This is a genomic window from Plebeiibacterium sediminum (assembly GCF_026013605.1).
GTDB lineage: Bacteria > Bacteroidota > Bacteroidia > Bacteroidales > Marinilabiliaceae > Saccharicrinis > Saccharicrinis sediminus.
On sequence record NZ_JAPDPJ010000045.1, the window covers coordinates 22,852 to 47,277 of the forward strand.

18 protein-coding genes are annotated in these 24,426 nt (G+C 33.6%); 10 read left to right on the forward strand and 8 right to left on the reverse strand.

Features of this window, described 5'->3' with window-relative positions:
- Nucleotides 1-2 precede the first annotated feature (2 nt).
- On the forward strand, nt 3-1,646 hold the full coding sequence (locus tag OM075_RS16895; protein WP_301191715.1) for a methyl-accepting chemotaxis protein: 1,644 nt from the start codon (nt 3-5) through the stop codon (nt 1,644-1,646).
- Between the two features lie 115 nt (nt 1,647-1,761).
- Nucleotides 1,762-3,177 carry a tRNA uridine-5-carboxymethylaminomethyl(34) synthesis GTPase MnmE gene (gene mnmE, locus OM075_RS16900; RefSeq protein ID WP_301191716.1) on the forward strand — a complete coding sequence of 472 codons (1,416 nt, stop codon included), beginning with the start codon at nt 1,762-1,764 and terminating at the stop codon, nt 3,175-3,177.
- A 118-nt stretch (nt 3,178-3,295) separates the two neighbouring features.
- Here mnmE and OM075_RS16905 read toward each other — a convergent pair whose 3' ends face one another.
- From OM075_RS16905 to OM075_RS16915, 3 genes are read right to left on the reverse strand one after another with little or no spacing between them, the layout of a single operon-like run.
- On the reverse strand, nt 3,296-4,246 hold the full coding sequence (locus OM075_RS16905; protein WP_301191717.1) for a HipA domain-containing protein: 951 nt from the start codon (nt 4,244-4,246) through the stop codon (nt 3,296-3,298).
- Nucleotides 4,239-4,571 carry a HipA N-terminal domain-containing protein gene (locus tag OM075_RS16910; RefSeq protein WP_301191718.1) on the reverse strand — a complete coding sequence of 111 codons (333 nt, stop codon included), beginning with the start codon at nt 4,569-4,571 and terminating at the stop codon, nt 4,239-4,241. Before OM075_RS16910 ends, OM075_RS16905 begins: the two co-directional genes overlap by 8 nt.
- A complete protein-coding gene (locus OM075_RS16915) occupies nt 4,568-4,789 on the reverse strand; it encodes a type II toxin-antitoxin system Y4mF family antitoxin (protein ID WP_301191719.1) in 222 nt (73 codons plus the stop codon). The genes OM075_RS16910 and OM075_RS16915 overlap by 4 nt, the downstream gene beginning before the upstream one ends.
- A 346-nt stretch (nt 4,790-5,135) precedes the next feature.
- Here OM075_RS16915 and OM075_RS16920 point away from each other — a divergent pair, with 346 nt between their 5' ends.
- Together OM075_RS16920 and OM075_RS16925 are read left to right on the forward strand one after the other, a co-directional pair.
- Nucleotides 5,136-5,744: a hypothetical protein gene (locus OM075_RS16920; RefSeq protein WP_301191720.1), complete on the forward strand. Its 609-nt coding sequence runs from the start codon at nt 5,136-5,138 to the stop codon at nt 5,742-5,744.
- Between the two features lie 27 nt (nt 5,745-5,771).
- Complete coding sequence (locus tag OM075_RS16925; protein ID WP_301191721.1) at nt 5,772-6,200, forward strand: hypothetical protein; 429 nt, start codon at nt 5,772-5,774, stop codon at nt 6,198-6,200.
- A 277-nt stretch (nt 6,201-6,477) separates the two neighbouring features.
- Here OM075_RS16925 and OM075_RS16930 read toward each other — a convergent pair whose 3' ends face one another.
- The 3 genes from OM075_RS16930 to OM075_RS16940 form a co-directional block, all read right to left on the reverse strand.
- Entirely contained in the window at nt 6,478-7,143 is a 666-nt protein-coding gene (locus OM075_RS16930) for a nucleotidyl transferase AbiEii/AbiGii toxin family protein (protein ID WP_301191722.1), read from the reverse strand.
- Nucleotides 7,122-7,409 (reverse strand): DUF6922 domain-containing protein, encoded by a 288-nt coding sequence (locus OM075_RS16935; RefSeq protein WP_301191723.1) that lies wholly within the window; start codon nt 7,407-7,409, stop codon nt 7,122-7,124. The genes OM075_RS16930 and OM075_RS16935 overlap by 22 nt, the downstream gene beginning before the upstream one ends.
- A gap of 429 nt (nt 7,410-7,838) precedes the next feature.
- Nucleotides 7,839-8,684, reverse strand: a complete 846-nt coding sequence (locus OM075_RS16940; protein ID WP_301191724.1) for an FKBP-type peptidyl-prolyl cis-trans isomerase — start codon at nt 8,682-8,684, stop codon at nt 7,839-7,841.
- A 479-nt stretch (nt 8,685-9,163) separates the two neighbouring features.
- Between OM075_RS16940 and pdxR the strand changes: the two genes are divergently transcribed.
- The 6 genes from pdxR (at nt 9,164) to OM075_RS16970 (ending at nt 19,385) form a co-directional block, all read left to right on the forward strand.
- Nucleotides 9,164-10,666 (forward strand): MocR-like pyridoxine biosynthesis transcription factor PdxR, encoded by a 1,503-nt coding sequence (gene pdxR, locus OM075_RS16945; protein WP_301191725.1) that lies wholly within the window; start codon nt 9,164-9,166, stop codon nt 10,664-10,666.
- 300 nt (nt 10,667-10,966) lie between these two features.
- Entirely contained in the window at nt 10,967-12,334 is a 1,368-nt protein-coding gene (gene dcuC, locus OM075_RS16950; RefSeq protein ID WP_301191726.1) for a C4-dicarboxylate transporter DcuC, read from the forward strand.
- Nucleotides 12,335-12,338: 4 nt separating this feature from the next.
- Nucleotides 12,339-13,463 (forward strand): beta-aspartyl-peptidase, encoded by a 1,125-nt coding sequence (gene iadA / locus OM075_RS16955; protein WP_301191727.1) that lies wholly within the window; start codon nt 12,339-12,341, stop codon nt 13,461-13,463.
- Nucleotides 13,464-13,584: 121 nt separating this feature from the next.
- Nucleotides 13,585-16,509 (forward strand): SusC/RagA family TonB-linked outer membrane protein, encoded by a 2,925-nt coding sequence (locus OM075_RS16960; protein WP_301191728.1) that lies wholly within the window; start codon nt 13,585-13,587, stop codon nt 16,507-16,509.
- 275 nt (nt 16,510-16,784) lie between these two features.
- Nucleotides 16,785-18,428: a RagB/SusD family nutrient uptake outer membrane protein gene (locus OM075_RS16965; protein WP_301191729.1), complete on the forward strand. Its 1,644-nt coding sequence runs from the start codon at nt 16,785-16,787 to the stop codon at nt 18,426-18,428.
- 192 nt (nt 18,429-18,620) lie between these two features.
- Complete coding sequence (locus tag OM075_RS16970) at nt 18,621-19,385, forward strand: SGNH/GDSL hydrolase family protein (protein ID WP_301191730.1); 765 nt, start codon at nt 18,621-18,623, stop codon at nt 19,383-19,385.
- 244 nt (nt 19,386-19,629) lie between these two features.
- Here OM075_RS16970 and OM075_RS16975 read toward each other — a convergent pair whose 3' ends face one another.
- Both OM075_RS16975 and OM075_RS16980 read right to left on the reverse strand, forming a co-directional pair.
- The gene (locus OM075_RS16975; protein WP_301191731.1) at nt 19,630-21,582 is read right to left on the reverse strand and encodes a glycoside hydrolase family 84 protein; all 1,953 of its coding nucleotides are present in this window, start codon (nt 21,580-21,582) and stop codon (nt 19,630-19,632) included.
- 1,614 nt (nt 21,583-23,196) lie between these two features.
- On the reverse strand, nt 23,197-24,360 hold the full coding sequence (locus OM075_RS16980; RefSeq protein ID WP_301191732.1) for an RtcB family protein: 1,164 nt from the start codon (nt 24,358-24,360) through the stop codon (nt 23,197-23,199).
- Nucleotides 24,361-24,426: the final 66 nt, after the last annotated feature.

Genomic DNA, 24,426 nt, shown 5'->3' on the forward strand with positions numbered 1-24,426 from the left:
TTATGATGAAGTGGAAGAATCTTAAAATTGCACAAAAACTAACCTTTAGTTTTGCTGTACTTCTTTCAATATTTATTCTTTTTGGTGCTATGGCTATATTAAGGATGAATACTATTAAAAGTTCGGCTAATATGGTTTCAGAACATCAACTACCTACCGTTAAAAAGGTTGCTGAATTGGAGCGAAATTGGCAACAGGCTATTTTTTACCTAAGAAGTTATGGTTACAGCCATAATAAAGAATTTTTGTATGATGGTTTAACTCACCTTCAATTTACTCAAAACCTACTCGAGGAAGTAAAAACTTTATTAAAGCATAATCCATCCTTAAACAATCAACTAAAAGTTTTAGAGACCGAGTTAAACTCCTTTACAACTCTTGTAAAAGAGGCTCAGGCAGCTATGGATTCCGGCCAGGAGAATTTATCGCTTATCGATGACTCCATGGATAATGGAATTCTTCTTACACAACTATTATCAAGCACTTTATTTCGCCAAACAGAAATGGCAGTTAATAATAATATCATATTAGCTTCAAATTCGAGTCTGATCTTGATTGGTGGATTATTAATACTCACCGTTATCAGTTTAATAGCATCACGATACTTAACAAAATCCTTAACCAAACCTGTTTATCAACTGGTTGAATTTGCCAAACAACAAGCTAAAGGTCAACTCAATAAAGATTTTGAGCTAGACCAAAAAGATGAAATTGGTCAGCTTGCAACAAGCATCCGAAGCAGTAATACCATTATAAAAGAAATGGTAATTCGATTAAATGAAGCTTCAAAAAAAATTAAAGAAATGAGCGAGAGCTTTAACTCAAAGGCGGTTAGACTTAATGAGTTTTCTTCTTCACAAGCATCTTCTTCTGAGGAACTATCTGCTGCAATGGAAGAAATGGCTTCACTCATCAATCAAAATGCAAATGATGCACAACAAATTGCTATCATTAATAAGGAATCAACGGAAACAATAGACAGTGAAATGGATCAAACACAACATGCCATGAGAGTAATGGATAAGTTGATCGATCGCGCTCAAATTATTAAGGAGATTGCTTTACAAACAAATATTTTGGCCTTAAACGCAAGTATTGAGGCTGCCAAAGCAGGAAATCACGGTCGTGGTTTTGGTGTTGTTGCCAAAGGAATTAGAGAATTGGCAGAAAGAGCACAAGATATTTCTGCAGATATTAATGCTATTTCTGCTGAAGGAAAAGAATTCTCAGGCTTAGCAGGAAATAGTTTAAAACGAATACTTTCGGAAAGCCAAAAAACAACAACATACATTGATAAAATTACAAACTACTCTGTAGAACAAAAAAGTGAAGTCTCACAAATAACTTCAGCTGTAACTGAATTTAATGAGCACACCCAACGTATAGCTATAATGGCTGAAAGCATGTCGGAAGAATCTGATATTTTAAAGAATGAATCAAAAGAGATGCAAAAAATGTTAGAATTTTTCTCCGTTGATGGAAATATTATAATCAAAGAGAAGAAAAAAAATAAGAAAGTAAAAAAAAAGCAAAGACACCAACCGCTTAATGAAATAAATCAAAAATTACATGATCTAAATATTCCGGAGATTGTTCCTTCTCATGTACAAAACGTCAAAAGCAAACAATTTGAATCCGTTAAATAGATTTTATAAAACCCATATTGTAAAAGCAGAAATCAGTTGATTTCTGCTTTTTTTGTGTTTATCATAGATTATAAAATCTGCTTTATGTATTTTTGCGTCAAATTAAAGCATTGAAATGATAAATCTTGAAGATACTATTGTAGCTGTTTCTACAGCTCAAGGCGCTGGTGCTATTGCTGTTATTCGATTAACAGGTCCGGATAGCATAATTATTTGTGATAAAGTTTTTAAATCGGTTAAATCCGGGAAAAAATTAGTTGATCAATCTGCCAACACTGTACATTTTGGTTCTTTAATCGATGAAGATAAAGAATTAGATGAAGTACTGATCAGTATCTTTAAGGCTCCAAACTCTTTTACCGGAGAAAATACAGTTGAAGTTTCTTGTCATGGAGCTCCCTATATTCAACAAAAAGTACTGGAGCTTTTCATTAAAAATGGTGCCAATCTAGCTGCACCGGGCGAATTTACTCAAAGAGCCTTTTTAAATGGAAAGATGGATTTATCGCAGGCTGAAGCTGTAGCTGATTTAATTGCATCACGTAGTGAAGCGGCTCGCAGGGTAGCCTTACAACAAATGAAAGGTGGTTTTTCGAATGAATTAATTCACCTAAGAGAACGCTTGCTAAACTTTATTTCATTAATTGAATTGGAACTTGATTTTAGTGAAGAGGATGTGGAGTTCGCTGATCGCTCTCAATTGGTTGATCTGGTAAATGAAATTGAGCATCTACTGTCTAAATTAATCAACTCTTTTTCATTAGGAAATGCAATTAAAAATGGTATTCCTGTAGCTATTGTTGGCCATACAAATGCCGGTAAATCAACACTTCTGAATACTATTTTGCAAGAAGACAGAGCAATAGTTTCTGACATTCACGGAACAACACGTGATGTAATTGAAGATACGATTAACATAGAAGGAATTACTTTCCGTTTTATTGATACTGCAGGAATAAGAAAAACTACCGATGCCATTGAAACCATAGGTATTGATCGTACATTTAGCAAAATTGAATCAGCATCTATTGTTGTTTTAATGTTGGATATCAATGATCCTAATGAAAAGATACACGAGGCCATTGCTGATGTTAAAAATAAGATGAATGAGGCTCAGCAGTTAATTGTTGCTATAAACAAAATTGATCTGCTGACCGAAGATGAAATTGCACAACGTTTTGATCAAAATAAATTCAAAGAACTTTCAGGATCTGATGCCATCGTTCCTCTTTCTGCTAAAAAACAAATAGGAATTGAATTATTATCAGAAGAATTGATTAAAACCATCAACCTTAAAGCGGTTGACAACGATGAAGTGATTGTTACTAATGCTCGTCATTACGAAGCTTTAAAGCGTTCTCATGAGTCTATATCCAGAGTTGTTGATGGATTACATGCAGGCATATCAGGTGACTTCCTTGCTCAGGATATTAGAGAAGTATTATACTTTTTAGGTGAGATCACAGGTGGAGAAATACAAACAGACGAAGTATTAGGTAATATCTTTAAAAATTTCTGTATCGGAAAGTAGGCCGTGCGAAAGCTGCGAAATATTAATTTACAAGTTGGTTATATTACCATACCCAAAAGTTTTGTTCATTATTCATTTGGATAAATTACCTGTGGAATTATTAAATATTCAAATTTTACTATGAAGTTTTATCATAAATAATTGAATATCTATAATCAATTATTTCCAGATAACTATTTTGCATTTCCATTGAAAGAAATGATTCACTTATCCACTTTATAGCTTTGGGTCTATTTTTTAAATAACGTTTATATACACCATTAATCTGCTTTTCATTTAATCCCAAATCCTCACCAAAATTATTGAATGATTTCCTGTTTAGTTTTTTCTTCTTCCCCCCTAATGTTAAAGCTAATTCCTCTGTATCTTCAGGAAGAACAATGGACACATTTAATAAATCATATGCAGGTGCTAATATCCATTTCCCATTAGATAAAATCATTGAGAAATTTTTAAGATGCATATCATTATTGCCTGTCAAAAAACAAAAGAGGGTCAGTTCAAAAAGAAATAATTTATCCAATAAAGGATTAGCAGAATATTCACTGAGCGCCTTTCCAATTTTTTCCATTGAACCTTTATATTTATCAAAGGCTTCGGTTATTTGAAACATATCCAGCATATGCATCTTATCTCCTTGTTCTGTTCGGTCAATTCGTTTGGTAATATAAGAAAGCTCACCTGATTGTAACCTGATTAAACTCGATGGGACTACATTAATTCCAAAACTTTCTGCAATTCGCATTGTTAAATGTTCGTTGGCTGGCATTTCCGGATAGTCTTCAGAAGCAGGTTTAAATATATAATTACCACCTAATGCACCAACTACAGTCAGTCTATTATCTGTTTTATCCCTGGAGTCTTCAACTACACTCATTGAAAGCTTTGGTTGTACACCTGGAACTGTCACACTGCGTTCAACAACATTTTTTGCTAACTCTGACATATTATCCAGACCATAGGGAATGATGGGTGCCCTGACTGTACCAAAGAAGCGTTGGCTGCAAGATTCATGATACTCACCTTCTCCATCAATATTCTTATAACAATACAAGCATTTTTTACTCATCTTCTTCTTTTAAAGGAACAACACTCACTGCGCCAATACAATTTTGACAACAAGCTAATAATAATCCCATCCGATCATTTTTATTGATCTTCCAGCTATTTGAAGCTATTTCTAACAACCATCCTTCTGGAATTAGTCCCTCAAAAAAAGGAAAAAGCCTGTTGGATTTATATTCCTGGCCCCTAACCGGCATTGTAAAGGTCAAAAAGTGATCCGGATAATTTATTACATAATCCTTATCATAAGTAAAAATATAATCTCCATCATTATTCTCAATGAGAATACCTGCCAATTTATCATTATATAAAACTTTAGCTTTTCTCATTGATTAGAAATATTATTAACCTCTTTTGAACTAACAGGAGCTAACACATGACCAAACATAGCGAGCACTTGGTTAACCTTATCGAGATTTAAATTACTTTTTCCTTGTTCAATTTTCCTTATAACAGTTAAAGCTACTCCTGCCCTATCTGCAAATTCCTCTTGAGTAAGATTCACCTCTTTTCTTCTTTCTTTAACAAATTCTGCTAGACTCTTCATTATATGCATTTAAATATAATTACTCAAATATAGCTAAAATTATATGCTTTCTCATATAATCATCTACTTTTTACTGTATTTATATGTATTTGCATATAAAATATTATTTCCCAAGAATCCTTTGGGAATTAATTAAATTCAGTAAGTGTCATTTAGTTTAATATTTAGCTTCCTAAAATTATTATATAAATCCTGGTTTGATGCGACTTAATTAATGTTCACTATTTAACATTGGATATTATTTTAAAAAGTTATATTTGCTACATAATAATGTTTAATATATTATATTTTACATTATGTTAGTAACATATAAATTAAAATAAACTAAACCACATAATCAAAAACGATGAAACGTACAATTATATCCCTTTTACTATTACTATCTTTTATAAAACCTTATGCACAAGAATCTCAAGTTGAAAGAAATATTTTTGGAGTACAACTGGGTATGTATCCCATTTCATTTTATAATGAATGTAGACTTTTTAAAGAGATTGCATTGAGAAGCGAAATTGGTTTTTCTTATTTATATGAGTCAACATCAAGCTTATATGGATATAGTAGTTCATCTCAATGGGCAATAATTCCAGAAATAAATTTGGAACCAAGGTTTTATTATAATTTAAAGCATAGAAATAATTTAGGTAAGAGAACTAACAATAATAGTGCAAACTATTTATCAATAAATTTTGGTTACAAAGCTGTAGATTTAGCAATATTTAAATCAAATAGTCTTGAAAATGTATTTTCCTCAATTCACATAATACCAATGTATGGTGTAAGACGTAGTATTGGAAATAACTTTAATTTTGAATTTGCAGCAGGAATTGGACGTGAGTGGACTTTTGAAAAGTATAATTATTATAATTTGATAACACATAAGAACAAAACATATAAAAACATAGAATCAGATATTGCCTTTGGTTTAAGATTAGCAATAGGTTATGTATTTTGAAGTAATTTGTTTTATATAATGGAGGAAATGAGTGAAATTTTATTCATTCCAATAAAAGAAATTGAAAGACAGGTAGTATATCGTTTTACCAATAATCTCTTTGGTTCAGATAATGTTACTCTAGAAGAACTAAAATTTGAAGTGTTGACTATAGCCCTGATTTCAGCTATTGTAAGAAGAAAGTGGGAACAAGGAGCAGTTAAAAAGAAAAATCATATATCAATTGCTACAATATTCAAAGTTGCAGAATTAGGTTTACTTTTTAGTGGCAACATTGAAAATCAAACAATAATCAAGATCTCTAATTATTACTTTGAAAATTTATTTTTCATTAAAACACCACATCATACATCTGAGTCTTCAAGTCGACTTATAGAGAAAATCGAAAAGGGATTTGATGGGGTAAAAATTTCTACAGTAAATACAACGTATTTCTCCTCGGACAGGTTCTTTTAAAACAACTTTAAAGAGAATTAATTTTCATAATTAATTAGAGTATTTTTGTGTTGTAAACTTTGCCTTAACATTATAAACTGAGAATAGGTATTAGTAAAAGTAAGTCTTTATAAAATCAACACCCTCATTATCAATATTTAGAAGTTTTTGCATAGAAGAAGTGATTTAAAATACTAATATTCACCGCATTAATAGCACATCAAATAGTAAGCCGAGCGACGACAGCGAATAATTGATTTATGTGAAGATTTTAATTTGCAATAGCAGGATTGTATATTTATACTCCTGCTTCCTGATCCAAATACTTTCTGAATTGTTGTTTTAGGTTTTCCTTAATCTGATCCCAACTCCAGTCTATAAACATTTTAGGCATATATGAACTATCTGCGTTATCTATTGCAGCAAAAGCGAAGATTACATCTTTGGGATCATTGTATGGGTATTTCTTTTTATAGTGTTCTAACATATCCTTTATTGAGTATTCTAATAATAATTCATGAATATCAATAAAATCCTTCTTCTCAGAGCGACTTGTAATGGCATTCAATTTCATTGCAGAAATATCACGAGTAGAAGCTAACCTTATGTCATTAATAATATTTGGTTCATCAATGAATGGATCACTTTCAAAGTGCATTAAGTCTATTTTTAGTTCATCCCCCCTTACATTATAGGTCAGATAAGAAGAAAAGCCGAAGGTCATATCTGAAATTTCTATGTCTTCAGGCCTATCCGCCAATGATATTAAAACCCTCTTTATTTTTTGTTTATCGAATTCTTTTTCAGGATTCAAAAACAAGTCAATATCATCACTAACACGATGTCCTTTGTAAAGAGATAGAGCGGTTCCTCCTACCAAACGGTAATCTTTCAACTCTTCCCGTCTCATTAGATCTTCTAATATGAATCTGGTTTCCGGAATTATAGTCTCGAAATGGAGCATTGAAAGTCTTCTTTATTAACAGCAAAATAAGTTCTGGCGAAATCAAAGGTTCTTTGTGGTAGTTTCTGAGCACCTATCAATTCCTTCTTAATCTTTTCTTTTCCATAGTACTTTATTAACTCAAAAAGATCTTGCAGCTTGCCTCTTTCTATAACCTTTATTATTAAATACTGACTATTATTTTCCCAATCGATGGTATTATAATCGATATCCCAGAATGCTCTTCTCGAAACATTTGGTCTTATTTTAGCAGCTTCAGTATTCATAATGTATCATCTTAAAAACAAAGATACTATTTTTTAATAAAATGCTACCTTCCATCGCTTGACCTGATATACTAAAAATATAGACTATTACTTTTGCGATATTTGAGTATTAAAGACACTATTTTTTAGAGAAATATAAAAGTTCTTCAAATACATAAAAACGGTTGGAAAGCCAAATAGATCCAGCAGTTTCGCAACAGTTGAGAGGTATATATTCTTTACCGTATTTTTACAACTCAACACCTATATCCCTTTAATTTTCAAAACTTAAACACTTCATAATTAAAGTAAGTCGTGCCACGACTGCGAGTAATTGATTGGCGTAATACTTTATACTATAAACAAGCTTGCTTATAATAATTGGTTTAAATGCAAGAAAGCCCTGATTCGCAAAGGAAACAGGGCCTAAAAATGTTTTATGGTAGAAGGTTAATAGAAATTAACCACTTCAATTTCAAATATTAAAATACTGTTGTCAGGAATGGTGACATTACCATTGCTGTCGTAGCGAGCTGTGCTGCCATAGCACATTTGTGAAGGACAATAAAACCGTGCCTTACTACCTTTTTTTAGTAAAGGAACACCAACCTGCCAGGCCTCTATTAAACCTGTCAAAGAGGTTCTACTCAAGGTGCCTTCATCAAATACTTCACCATTGAGTAAGCTGCCCTTATAGCTGGCATCAACTAATGAAGTGGATGTAACATTATCCCCTTCGCCTTCAGTCAGTATTTTGTAATAAAGACCCGATTCGTGGCGTTCAGCCTCTATGCCATTATCTGCCAGGTAAGCCGAAATAATTTCTTCATCAATTTCAGACTGGTCTCTGTCAATTTTAATATGGTAAACCATAACAGTATTTTCTTCTCCATATATATAACCGTAGGCATTACGACAAAGCTGTGAGGGCGAATAAAGAATGATCTCACCTTCTTTGTTTATCTGTGACATACCAATCTGAAAGGCATAAGGTAATGCACTTAGATTGGCTGTGTGATTCTTATCTTCGTCGTAAAACGATGCCCCTGTAATGGTTTCGCTACTGAACGAAAAGGTAACCTTGTCATCGGTATCTATATTAATAGAGGCGCCCTCGCCCTGTTCAATAACCTTATAATACAATCCGGATGAGTGCCTTTCTGCCACAATATTATTCGTAGCCAGATATTCGCTAATGATTTCTTCATCAAGCACTGCATAATCAATATTTTCATCATCTTTTAAACATCCTGCCAATAAAGGCAACAGCATAGCAAGTATTAATACCTTTTTCATTCTAATCATTTCTTTTTTTTAAAAATTAATCTGTTTAAAATCAATCATTAACAAATGTATAACATTTCATTTAACAGTGGGTATATGCCTTTGATCTATTTGTTAGATAGATATTTTTCTCAATGGTTGCTTTACTCATTGTAAAAATTAATGGTTTGAACGTTGATTGATTTGTTATAGGAACTGCCAAATATAGTATTATTTAATAGATATAGATCTTGTTAACAGCATTGTCCAGAGCATTTGCATTTTTAATAGTTTTGGTATTGGTAAAATTAAAAAACACAATTTAGATCATTAAATTTTAGAAAGGAATGAGTTCAACTATATAGAAATACTACGGCAATTAAAAAAGTGATTCTATTGTTCCTTATTTTTGCTTATGTTTTAAAGTTGTAAGAAGGTCAATAACTAAGTTTTTTATTAAGATCATGGGATGATTTTATTATTCACTACTTTTGAGGTTCCAATTTGACATAATGATGAATACAAATCTCACAGTTATTATTAATCGCATCAGACTTTCCTTAGAAAAACAAATGACTAAGGATTCCTTACATAAATACGCCAGCTTATATCAGGCGATTAAAAATTGTATCATAAATTTGGAACTTCCTGAAGGTATGCATCTACCTTCAACCAGAATTTTGGCAGATGAAATGAAACTCTCAAGAACTACTGTTATTAAAGCTTATGAGTTACTCTTGATTGAAAAATTAATCGAATCAAAGAACTGCTCCGGATACAAAGTGAGTTATTCACCTGAAAATACATCAAATCCAAAAATCGAGACCAGTAAGAACTATAATGCTGAAATTTATCCACAGATATCAGAAAAAGGTGAAGCATGTTTAAAAAATATATCGCTCATTAACCGGCATTCAGATGCAAACCTGGCATTTAGACCAGGCCTACCTCCTTTGGATATATTTCCGGTAAATCAATGGAAAAAATTAACGAATAGTTACTGGCGCTATGTAAAATCCTCATCTCTATCCTATTCCTCCTCATCAGGTATTGACTCGCTGAAAAAGAATATTTGTAACTACTTAAACATTACCAGAAATATTAAGTGTAGTCCACACCAGGTATTTATTGTTTCCGGTTCGTTACAATCCTTATATCTGGTATCGAACGTTTTATTAAACAAGGGTGATTGTGTAGCAATGGAAAACCCTACCTTTCCTAATGTACACTCTATATTTAAAAGTATGCTAGCCAATATTCTTCCTGTTAATATAGATAATGAGGGAATTAAGGTAAAGGAGCTTACAAACAATCATCTGGCAACGCCCAAACTGGTGCATACCACGCCTTCTAACCAGTATCCTTTTTGTGTAAAAATGAGTCTTAGCCGAAGACTGGAGTTATTAAAGTGGGCTTCTGAGAGCAAAGCTTTGATCATTGAAAATGACTACGAAAGTCCGGTTGGTAACTATCAGGAATCTATTCCGAGTATTTATAGTATCGACAAGGAAGACCGGACAATTTACATGAGTACTTTTAATCGATTACTGCATCCATCTATTAGGTTGGGATATATGATCGTACCAGAATATTTAGTATCACCAATTAAAGCGTTTCAGGAACACTCGCATCGCTTTGTATCTCCTTCAGTGCAATTGGTAATGGATCAATTTATAGAAAGAAACTACCTGTTAAAGCATTTGCAGCATATGATTGAGGTGGCTCAGGAAAGAAGAGATTTATTTATCTCAAAACTTGAGTCGCAGACCAGTAAATTAACCATTGAACATACGCCTTTTCGCAGTTTACATGTTACGGCATTTTTAGATAATAACTTAGATGAATCACAAGTAATCAATTTATTACGCCAAAACAATATTGTGGTTCACTCATTAAAAAAATGCTATGTAAGTAAAGACTCAAAAGCTGGACTTATATTTGGATATTCACCTGTTCCAGCTCCTGTTCTTAAAGAAAAGGTTGAAAAAATGGCTAAAATTATCAATAGCATATAAGAAATAGATCAGAGTATTAAAAAAACATAATTGGTATCTAACAGTAATTACAACTGGTATGTTTTTCAATAATTCAATAACTATAGTTTTGCATCAATAAGATAAGTTAAAATAAAAATATTGATGTATGAAAAAGAATCTATCTACAAGCTATCAACCAGATTTAACCCAGTGCTATATTTTGGTTTAATTGGATAAAAGAACATAAAATACATATTAACCATAACAATACAAAGCTTTTATATACCTGGTTTTGTATAGATTCACAATATATTGATTAATTCAAATTCTCAAAATATCATGCTTATTATCGGTTCTGTTATATCCATACTCATTGTTGTTGTAGTTGCTAAGCTATTAATCAAAAAATACAATCCACAGTCGGTATTAATAATTAGTGGATTATTAATGATGGCCATAGCTTTAATACTTGGTATGGACATGTCAACCATGAAGGAACCCACTGGATGGCATTTTTTTGACCTTTTTAATCAGATTAAAGTTTCATTAAGTAATAAAGGTGCAAAAGTAGGTTTAATGATTATGACCATTGGTGGATATGTTGCCTATATGAAAAAAATTGGTGCCAGTGAAGCATTGGTTTATGCTTCAATGAAACCATTATCCATATTCAGAAAATACCCCTATTTAGCTGCTAGCATCGTTATTCCGATAGGACAAGTTTTATTTATGTGCATACCTTCAGCAACTGGATTGGGCTTATTACTCGTAGCTTCTATATTTCCGGTGTTGGTTAATTTGGGCATAAGCAAAACATCTGCAGTTTCGGTCATTACAGCCTGCACAGTTTTTGATATGGGTCCTGCATCAGCGAATACGGCAAGAGCTTCCGAATTAATTGGTAAAACCAACGTGCAATATTTTATGGAAGATCAATTGCCATTAACAATTCCGATGACCATGGTATTGATGATTAGCTATTATTTTGTAAACCGATACTTTGATAAAAAGGAAAATCATAAACCAACACAGCTTGAAATTGATGCGTTTAAGAAAATAAACACACCCAAAATCTACAGCATATTACCCATGTTACCTTTGATAATGCTAATCATATTTTCTCCATTTTTCAACCTGTTTCCCACCCCCATTCATCTTGATACAACAACCGCAATGATCATCTCGTTATTTGTATCAATGGTATTTGAAATAATTAGAAAAAGAAATTTAAAAGAAGTATTTGACTCTATCAAAACCTTCTGGGAAGGAATGGGGAAAGTGTTTGCTTCGGTAATCACACTTATAATATCTGCCGAAATATTTTCACTGGGTTTAATTAACCTGGGCTTTGTTGATGGTCTTATTGCCGGCTCCCAGTCCTTAGGCTTTTCACCTGTAGGCATTGGTATTGTAATGAGTGTACTTATTTTCATGGCTTCCATACTTATGGGAAGCGGTAATGCCTCATTCTTCTCTTTTGGTCCATTAGTGCCCGAAATAGCAGCTAAAATGGGTATTGAAGGTGCCAGAATCATTCTTCCCATGCAACTGTCATCCAGTCTTGGACGGGCTATTTCGCCAATTGCCGGAGTCATTATCGCTACTTCCGAAATTGCCGGAATCAAACCTTATGCCCTGGCAAAAAGAAATTTAATTCCACTATCAGTAACTGCAGTAATGATGATCGTTGTTCACTATATTTTTTAATACTATGATGAAGATTATAAAGAATGCCAATATATATGCGCCAATAAACCTAGGTAAAAAGGATATTTTAATTGGATCTGAAAAAATCCTGGCTATACAGGATCATATTGAAATGAATATGGATGGAGTGGAAATTATTGATGCCACTGATAAGATCGTCACTCCCGGATTAATTGATCAGCATATTCATATTACAGGTGCAGGTGGAAAGCAAGGTTTCTATTCTATGACACCCGAAATTTCTGTTGATGAATTAATTCGCTGCGGAACAACAACTGTAATGGGAATGCTGGGAACGGATGGTGTTGTAAAAAGTTTAAAGGGGTTATATGCCAAAACAAAAGCCTTGTATCAGGAGGGAATATCAGCTTATATGTTAACCAGTTACTTTGGTATTCCTCCTCTGACTATTCTGGATAATGTGATGGAAGACATGATATTTATCGATACAGTAATAGGATGCAAAATTGCAATTAGTGATGAACGTTCATCTTTTCCTTCTGCTACAGATCTTCTGCGCTTTTTAAAAGATGTATATGTAGGTGGATCTATTGGAGGCAAAGGAGGTATTTTACATGTACATCTGGGGGCACTGGATACAAAGATGGATATATTGTTTGAACTGGTTGAAAAACATCATTATCCCATCAAGTACATCTCTCCTACTCATGTTGGGCGCACCAAACCATTATTTGATCAGGCCATTCGCTTTGCGAAAATGGGCGGTATTATCGATATATCAACAGGAGGAACAATATATGATGAACCATACAAAATGGTTTTATATGCCTTAGAAAATGGAGTACCAATGGATCAAATGACTTTTAGCAGCGATGGAAATGCCGGTATGGCAAAAAAAGATCAAGAGGGAAACATTATTGGTTTTTATCCGGCTCCTATTGATTTAAATCTTGAGCAAGTTAAAAAGCTCATTCAAACAGGAGGACTTAAAATTGAAGAAGCTTTTAAATTAATTACCAGCACTCCTGCAAAAAATTTATCGCTCAGTCACAAAGGAATTATTAAAACCGGAGCTGATGCCGATTTATGTTTCTTTGATGCGGAACTAAACCTGACTGATGTAATGGCCAGAGGAAATATAAAAATGAAGGAGCAAATAATCATATAATCCAAACCGAATAATAACCATATAAACTCAAGTACTTTTTCAAATAACCGAAGATCACATGATCTTCTGAATGGAGAAGTTATGCCTTAAAATGAAAATCTATTTACCAATTTTTAATATTATGAAATACAAAATTCTAATGTTTTTTCTTTTAACTACCGCAATCAGTTATGCACAGGTTAATGGAAAAGTAACTGACAAGAAAACCGGTGACATTTTACCTGGTGTCAGTATTGTAATTAAAGGAACAATTTCCGGAACAATTACAGATTTCAACGGAGAATATGCCATGAAAGCTTCTCCCGGAGATTCATTACTATTCAGCTTTATTGGTTATAAGCCAATCTCTGTTGCTGTTGGTTCTAATACCACTATTGATGTAAAAATGGAGGAAAACCAGCAGGAAATTGACGAAGTAGTGGTTGTGGGATATGGTGTTCAAAAAAAGAGTGATGTTACCGGGTCTGTGGTTTCATTTAGCACTGATAAAATTGAAGACCGCCCTCAGGTTAATATTCTGCAATCCTTACAAGGAAGTATGGCAGGATTCAGGGTATCTGTTGATGCTTCGAATGCTGAAGGTGCTTCGGCCAATATGATGATTCGTGGACAAAACTCTATTACAGCTTCCAATAGTCCCCTTATCATCATGGACGGGATTCCCTATTCCGGTAGATTATCTGAATTAAATCCCAACGACATTAATTCTATTGAAGTTTTAAAAGATGCTTCTTCAACAGCAATATATGGGGCCAGAGGTGCCAATGGAGTAATACTGATCTCCACTAAAATGGGTCGCAAAGGCACAATGCAGGTTTCATATGATGGTTATATCAGTTTTGATAGATTAGGACATATACCTGATATGATGGATGGAGAAACTTTTGCTATGCGAAAAACAGAATATGGAGAAACATTTACCACTACCGAGGAAGAAAGCATTGCTATGGGGCGATCTACAGACTGGATGGATGTGGCCACTCAAACCGGACAAAAGCAACAGCATAACTTATCCATAAGAGGTGGAAATGACAAAACACAATATTTTGTTTCAACGGTGTATAATGATGCTAAAGGTGTAGCTAAAAACGACCTTTTCAAAAGACTAACCATTCGTTTAAATATGGAGCATCTGCTAAATAGCTGGATCAAATTTGGAACCAACACCTTATTGGGTCGTTATGATCGTAGTGGGTATAAGGCAAGTTTTTTCTGGGCATTTGCAATGAACCCATTAGGTAAACCTTATAACGAAGATGGTTCAATAGCTATGTTAGCATGGGAAGATGCTTTCTTTGCTGAAAACCCGCTTAATCCGCTTAATGCCAAAAGTGAAGAAATAACACGAAGAGTAAATACAAGCAACTATGTTCAGTTCGACTTTCCTTTTTTAAAGGGTTTATCCTATAAAATTAATACCGGCTATGAATTTCGTAATCAATTGTCGCAACGTTATGATGGCAGAGATACTTATACCGGTTATTTATCTAATGGTGTTTTACATACTGATAATAACCATGAAGAAAACTGGATTATTGAAAACATCATCAGTTATAACAAATCCTTAGGTAAACACAATATCTTTTTAACAGGACTTTACAGTGCACAACAGGAACAAGATAAATACAATAATATTTATGCCACCAATTTCCCTAATGATGTAATGACCTATTATCAACCGAATAAAGCCTCTTCTATTGAAGCATATGCAGGTTTAACCCAAACAAACCATATTTCGCAGATGTTTCGTGCAAACTATAGCTACGATTCACGTTATCTATTTACAGCAACAATAAGGAGAGATGGTTATTCTGCCTTTGGTAGCAACAAAAAATTTGGAGTATTTCCTTCTATTGCATTAGGATGGAATGTGATGAATGAGGCATTCTTTAAGCAATCTTCATCATTTAAAAATGTAGATATATTAAAACTAAGGCTGTCTTATGGTAAAAATGGTAATGAAGCCATTTCTGCTTATTCTACCCTTCCTAGTCTTGCTTCTAAAAATTATCTTACAGCTGATCTTACTTCTGCATTTGGATTTTATCCTAACAAATTGGGAAATCCTTCTTTAGGATGGGAAAGCACAGAATCTTTTAATACAGGATTGGACTTTACGTTATTTGGCAATCGTTTAAGAGGGTTATTGGATTTGTATTGGTCTAAAACCAGTGATTTGTTACTCGATAAAACCATTTCTTCAATTAATGGTGTAGATAATATCAGATCAAATATTGGACAAACAAAAAACCGGGGAATTGAATTCCAGTTTTCTTCGGTAAATATTGCTAAGAATGATTTTACATGGTCAACGGATTTTAATATTGCATCTTATAAAACTTCAATTGTAAATGTTGGATTAACAGATGATGATGGCAAATATATTGATGATGTAGCCAATCAATGGTTTATTAATCAACCTATTTCTGTAAACTACGACTATGTATTTGATGGAATTTGGCAAGAAAATGACGACATAGCCAACAGTGCTCAACCTGATGCACAACCTGGAGATATCAAGTACAAGGATGTTAATGACGATGGTGAAATCAATCCTGATGATAAAAAAATCATCGGATCAAGGATTCCTGATTTTGTTGCCGGCATCACCAATAGCTTCGCCTATAAAAACTTTAAATTTAGTTTCTTCCTGAATAGTGTTTATGGTGTTACGATGCCCAACAGACTTTATGAAACCAGCGTTAACTCTTATCGTCAAAACAGCTTTAATAAAAACTTCTGGTCTGTAGATAATCCAACCAATGAATATCCTGCTAACGTTGACAGAGAAGTAAACCCTATGAGTATGAATTTTTATCAGGATGCCAGTTTTCTTCGCTTACAGGATGTTACTTTTAGTTATGCGCTACCTCAAAAAGTTTGCGATAAACTAACCATTAAAAATGCTGAGTTGTATCTAAACCTCAAAAACATGGCAACCTGGACAAAGTGGGAAGGTTTGGATCCTGAGTTCTCTGACTGGAACAATCAATATGCAACACCTCAGGTTAAAAGTGTACTAATTGGAGTAAGAGTAAATCTTTAATGATAAAAAGACAAGGTTACCATTACAATAGTTTGTTAGATTTTAGATAATAGATTATAGACTGATTTACAAGATGCCTAAATTCATTTATTTATACATTTTACACTACAAGTCTTAAACATATGTAATTCTTGTAGTTATAAAAAATTACCGAACTATTGTATTAATAAATTACTCCTTAATAGCTTACACATTGATGGGTGAATATTCTCACTAAGAATAGAATGTATAACTCTAACGGAGAAAAAGTAACCATTAAAAGATAAAAAATGAAAATGAAAAATATAATATATACATTATCAGTCTTGTTATTACTTGCTTTTATAAGCTGTAATGAAGACAGTTTTCTGGAAGAAATGCCGGAAGATAATATTTATGCCAATAATCTGTTTCAGGATTATGATGGTTTTGTAAACTCCATGAATGCGGTATATTCTTGGGTACGTGAAGAACGAAGTCGTGCTGATAATATTCCACTTACCAGATGTACTTGCTGGGACACTGGAGTTGACAATGCTTTTATGAACAACGGACATTCGGGAATGACATTTTTGAACTGGCCTACTCATATTTATACCGACCAGTTTATTTTTGAAAACATGTTTGATTGGTTATATCGCATCATCAATTCAACCAACATGATTATAAACAGAGCTCAAAAATCAGATGTTAACTGGATGGGAAGCAATGATGAGGAAAACCTGAACAAAAAGAACTACATTATTGCGCAGGCAAGATTAATAAGGGCCTGGGCCTATCGTCATTTAACCTACTGCTGGGGAGATGTTCCATTGAGTCTTGATGAAATTGATGGATCCAATTACCAAAACAACTGGACCAGAACTCCGGTGGCTGACATTCAGATACAAATGGAGAAAGATTTGGTATTTGCCAAAGAAAACTTACCATTACGCGACGATAATCCCGGAAATGTAAATGGAGCTGTAGCCATTCATTACTTGGCCGAATTGTATTTAGCCATGGGAAGAAACGCTGAGGCTGAAACAACTGCCAGAGAATTATGTGAAGACTCAGAGTATCACTTAATGACAGAACGTTTTGGAAGCAATGCCAATGTATCCGGAGTACCTTATATGGATTTATTTGCAAACCCTTTACCATCACAAGGTAACAAAGAGGTTTTATGGGCTTTACTTAATACCGAACCTGAAGCTGTTTCGTATGGAAATGAAGATAATAACTACATGAAAAACATGTGGCAAACTTATTACAGTAAGGATAATACGATTAAAAAGTTAGATCTTGAAGTTTTTTATTCAAACAATGGTGGCAAAGGCGCTGGTCGTTCATCTATTACAGCACCAACTTTTGATTTATACGAAGAACAGGATGATCGTATATCTGATTTTGCCATAAAATGGAAGCTAGTAATGCCAAATGATCAGGGCGAAATGGAAGTTGTTTTAGAAACAAACACCAATCATACCATTACAGATGGTAAATATGATTTGGATCACTTCCAATGGCCTTCAACCAGAAAATGGGAGTATGTTCACCCCAACACTTCAAACGCATCCAGCTCTGATCAATTTAATTGCCAGATGTATATTCGTTTAGCTGAAACCTATTTAATATTGGCAGAAGCTTTATATAAAGAAAATAAAAATGATGAGGCTGCCATATGGATTAACAAAGTCCGTGAACGCTCCAATGCAACGCCAATTTCAGGATCTGATATTGATATTGACTTTATTTTGGATGAACGATCAAGGGAATTAGTAACTGAAGAGAACAGGCGACATACACTAATCAGAACAGATAAATTAGTTGAACGGGTGCAAAAATATAACGATTTTGCTGGCCCAACAATAGCTCAGGCACCAAAGTATTTTCCAATTCCCCAAAAGGTAATTGATGCCAATACTGGTGCAGTGATGAAACAAAACGACGGTTATTAATATCTTGTTGAAGATGGAAGAATGAAGCTGGTTGTAAAAATCACTTCGTTCTTCTAACTTCTAATAGCCAATAAGTAAATCATAAACAGAATAAATTTTTATGATGAAATGGGCTAAAAAATTAGTTGCTCGCATACAAATATGCTTATTTTTAGCAGATTCCATCTAACCATAAAAAATAAAAACAAATAGATGAAGAAGTTGATAGGAGTTTTGATGATGCTCGTTGTTTATACTACAACAGTAATTGGTCAAACAAACGAAACAATTAATATATTATTTCTTGGAAATAGTTACACCTATTACAATGGCGTTCCAAGTATAGTTTCAGACATGGGCCTGCAAAAAGGCAAAAAAATTGTGGTAACTCAAATAACCAGAGGTGGTAGTTTATTAGATACTTATGCCAACACTGATTTTATTTTGGAAACTATTAATAAGTACAAATTCAATTATGTAGTGCTGCAGGAACAAAGTACTTCTCCCCTTTTCGCAGCTGAAGAAAAAACTTACCCTGCAATTCGTAAGCTTGATAAAGAAATTCGAAAAAATGGAGGACAAACTGTTTTGTATATGACCTGGGCCAGAGAATATGCCGATAGCATTGGGACGAAAATGCTACCCGGAAAATTCTATTATGATGTATTTGATTCCTTTGATACAGCTCAGGATTCACTTGCTGCAAGCTATAACAAAATAGGGAAAGAGATTAATGCAAAAGTAGCTCCTGCAGGTTTAGCCTGGAAAGCATTCCACAAAATGCATCCCGATGTATCATTATGGCGCTCCGACCATAGTCACCCATTAGAAATAGGATCTGTTATTGCTGCTTATTCAATTTATAAAACCATATTTAACGAACCGGTATCAGGAATAAAATCCCCTCTACCCATTTCTAAAGAATATGAAAAAGACATTGTAGAGATTACTGATAAATTGGTTCCGTGTAATAAATAAGGTTAATAAGATTATTTCACAGTGAAATATGATGATCTAATTTATTACTTAATAAATTTCGATTTTTGAGACACCTAAAAATAAAAAAAGGAGAATATTTATTCTCCTTTTTCAAGTTATTTTGTAAAGTCAAAACTCTTATTTATTCCAGAGCAAAGACAGTAGATATGTATTTAGTAATTATGGGAACAATATAAAATGTATCATATTGATTATCACACATTCAATCATTCCAAAACCACTATTACATTGTAATGATTTCAGCAGCATCTTTAATAAAAACATCAAGAACACCATCTGCAATTTTTATTTTTCCACCTATTCTTGTTGCTCCTGGTATACTTTCAATTTCAGAAGCACTATTAGCTAACTCCTCTGCCCTTTTAAAATAAGCATTAGCAGTACTTTCTCCATTTATTGCAGCCAACAAACCATCTGCAGTTATCACAAGTGATGCGCCCCATAATTCCATAGCCTGCAACCAGGGTTCAGTTTCTTCAATAAAAACCGGATCCACTACCGCGCGTATAATTCCAGGTGCATTTCTAAGTTCATTAGCATATTTTTTAAGCTCAGCGATTACTATTTTTCTGGAATCAGCATCACCAAAAGCCATTTCTTTTCTTACTTTATCAAGTAATGCTTTTAAATTTGGGGCTTGTTCTTGCCAGGCCTGACTACCAAAAGTAGGCGCTAAATGTTGCGTGTCAAACAATTTCAATAATGCTTCAGTAGCTGTTTTATCACCATTAGCCAAATTATAAGCTGCAATAAACCAGTTCAAATCAGAATCATAAGCTTTATCATTCCAACCAAAAGAAGCTACACCAGTAACTGCGACTCTACTTGGCATTTCCTGATTCATAGGGTTTGATAAAATACCGGAAAGCTCCTGAGATAATCCCGCCTCACGAAACTTATAAGGCGCAAGTAACAAACGTCCTGCTGTTTGACCATAATCATTTACAGGATAGTTATCCCACAAAAGTGTTTTTCTTCCAAAAGCCTTTGTAGCTTGTTTTGCATCATTTATTGAAATTCGCGGAGGAACAACATCTGTTCCCGTCCATTGAATAACAATTCGAGGATCTAAATTTTCAATCAACGCATTTTTATATACACTCTCTTTTGCATCATAATATTCTGTAGGCACCATGATCAATGGATTCATTTTTGGATCCAGTTCATCCAAAATAACCTGTAATTTATTTAATAGCTCTGATTGGGCAATTCCAGCAGATTTTGTTCCGGATTCGCCATAATAAGCCTTATCTGCATCACAATTCCATTTTGTATATTCAATATCATCTAAGGCCACATAAAAATCCTTCACTCCAATGGCATATAATTTCTCGAATTTACGTTTTAATGTCTCCAGATCTGCCGGATCTGAAAAGCAAATGGTTGGACCAGGTGAAATAGCATACACAAAATTTACATGGTTCTTTTGCGCAATTTGAACCAGTTCACCTAATTCTGCAATCGTTTCTTCAGGATAATCTTCTCGCCATTGGTCTCTTGCATAAGGATCGTCTTTAGGACTGTAGACATAGGTATTTGCTTTTACACTTCCTAAAAACTGTAAATGCGATTTTCTACTTTCCATTGACCAGGGTTTACCATAAAAACCTTCAATGGTTCCTCTGATAGCCATTGTTGGATAATCATGAATAATAAGATTCGAAACCGATTCCTGTCTTAACAATTGCAAAAATGTTTGCGCAGCATAAAACAAACCGTTCTCATCATATCCGGCCAGTGTAATTAGCTCTCCATCACCAATAGAAACTCCGGAAAGTGTATATGATTCTTTTTTTGAATGCTCACAGAATGATGTATCAGAATCTAATTCAGCATTACTTTTTAATAAGGCAGATTGAACGATCTGAACATCCATTAAGCCCAATACAATAAATGTATGGTCGATATGCTTGGGTAACTTTTTTACTGTATTTATAGCAATCACTCCTGATTTTTTTAAAGCAGTTGTTACCAGTTGTTCAATTTCTGAATTAAGATCAGTTGATTTTACAATAGTAACAGATGGAGTAATTAAAAACTCCCCCTGAGTTAATTGTAGTGATGCTGGTTCGGGAAAGATCAATGGCTTATAAAATGTTTTTGATTGATTTGTTTGAGCAACACAGAAGTTATAGCTCAGAATCAACAAAATAAGAAAACTACGAAATGGCGTCATTTATTAAGAATTTTAATTTATAATATGTTCTTTTTTAGAAATATGCCGAACCATACATTTAAGGATGTATTTTTCAAACGAATCAAATATATAATTTATCACCAATCCTACCATACTTTTATAAATTTTTTATTAAAGAAATATATCTATAGTAAATTTTTAACTAATAATTGAAGGATAAAAACGATAATGATTAGGTTTCTTATTTAAATATCAGGATTAACAGCATTGATTTATATGCTATAATTCGTTTATAGATTGTCTGATAACTACTCTCAATAAAAACCAAGTTGGCGCGGATATTCATCCGTGCAATTTACATCTTGTAAGTATCTATAACTATTATAATTATAAACTATCTGGCTCTTTTGATTAGTTGCCAGGATTTGCAATCCGGGCATTTATAGATAATTTGCATCAATAATCTTTTTAACCGGAATACAATTCCTTATCTTTTTTCTTAAATGTTGCAATCATACAATCCGAATCTCACAGTAATTATCTACAGCTCTTTCATGGCAAGGATTACGCTTCACTTCTAAATCTACAGCTACAACCGTATCTTTTTTGACAAGAATTACAGAATTGAAAAGATCGATTTCTTATTGTGTAGATACTGTTTCAGTATGAAACATTTAATCCCGAAAATCCTGTGAATCCTGTCTTTTTATTTTTGGACAAGATTTACAGATTTAACAGGATTGATTTATAGGCTATAACTCGTTTTTTGATTGTCTGATAACTACTCTCAATTACCCTAGTTAGCACGGATATTAATCCGTGCAATTTACTCTTGTAAGTATCAATAATTATTTCGATGATAAACCATCTGGCTCTTTTGATAATAAAGCAGGATTTGCAATCCGGGCACTAAATGTTGCAATCATACAATCCGAATCTCACAGTAATTATTTACAGCACTTTCATGGCAAGGATTGCGCTTCGCTTCTAAATCCGCCACAATAACTGTAATTTTTTTTGACAGGATTAACAGGATTAACAGGATTAACAGGTTATCCTTTTGTATCTTATAAAATTCATTACTGCATTATTAAATCAATGCAAAAACATCAACGTTGATACTTTTACCCTCAACGTTGATGTTTAAAGTATAAAGCTTGTCAGTTTTTATATCAATGTTGATACAAAAACTGACAAGCTTTCAAAAATTTACTCGGCGATTCTCAAAAAAAACACGGCAGTTCTCGCTTTTTTAATCAGCATTCTCACTTTTTCATTGAACGTTCCTATTGCTGGTATCAACATATCATGTTTCTTTCCCTGACTTTCTAACTTTTTACTGCAACGTTCCTACATTTTCATACAACGTTCAATAAAATTCATTGGAGCTTGTCAGTTTTACTGACAAGCTTGATACTTTTTACTCCAACATTTGGGTCTGTTCAATAAACTTTGTCACTTTACACCTCAACGTTGGTACTTTTACCCTTAACATTGGCGTTTTATGGTTAAACACTTTCGTACACTATATCTAACACTTTACTGCTTTTATCACATTAGATTCTGAAACCTCTTTCAACAAATTGTTGCATGAGCACTATTTTCTGTTTCTCTAAAAAATAAACTAATTACATTGATAATATTTAATTAATGTTACCCTTTGACAACTGCCAATGGCTTCAACTCAACTTTTATTTTTACCAGGTCTTTTTGATTTGCCATCACCACATCAATATCTTTATATGCACCAGCAGCTTCATCCAAATCTTTTGTATTTCGGATGGCATGGATAATGCCTTTTTCGTTCAAGCGACTGATTTCTGTTTCTAAATCCAATTCACGTTGAGCTTGCTTACGTCCCATTACCCTACCTGCACCATGAGAGCATGACATAAAACTTTCAGGATTACCTAGGCCTTCAACAATATATGATTTAGTACCCTGAGATCCTGGTATTATACCTATCTCACCTTTATAAGCACGCGTGGCTCCTTTTCTATGAACCAAAACATTTTCGTTGTAATGATTTTCCCAGGCAGCATAATTGTGCGCAATATTTATGATATCATCAAAAACCACATTTCCCTGATTTATTTCAAGTAATCCAGCTTTAACCTTTTCCATCATTTGTTTTCTATTGGCAAATGCAAAATCAATACAATATTGCATATCATTCATATAAGCATGTGCTTCTTCTGTTTCAATAGGCAAAAAGGCCAAATCTGCATTTATGGGCACCTGAGTATACCATCTTTCGTTCAATTGTCTGGCCTTTTTATTATAAAAGTCAGCAATCTGTTTTCCAATATTTCTGCTCCCGGAATGGATCATTACCCAAATATAACCATCAGAACCTCTTTGAATCTCAATAAAGTGATTTCCTCCTCCTAAAGTTCCCAACTGACATAACGCTTTTGAATACAATTGCTCCATAACATTAGAAACATCGCCTCTTTGTGGCATTAATGATTCATCCTGTTTTTCTTTATGACTATTTTTACCCAAAGGAATCGTTTTTCTGATATGACTCATTAATTGCTTCAGTTCCGTGGTATCCATGTCTTCAATATTTGTTTTTATGGCACACATACCGCAACCAATATCTACTCCTACAGCATTAGGAATTATGACACCTTTAGTTGCTAAAACTCCTCCAATGGGCATTCCATATCCCGTATGAGCATCGGGCATTAAGGCTACATGTTTATATACAAAAGGCAGGTTTGCTAAGTTTTTAGCTTGATTTATAGCACTATCTTCGATTTGATCTACCCATAATTTTATGGGATGCTTCTCTGTTGATATAACTTGTTTCATGTTTAATAATTCTTTGAATTGCCAAATAGAAGTCATCTAAAACACATTAAATACCGTATGAAATAG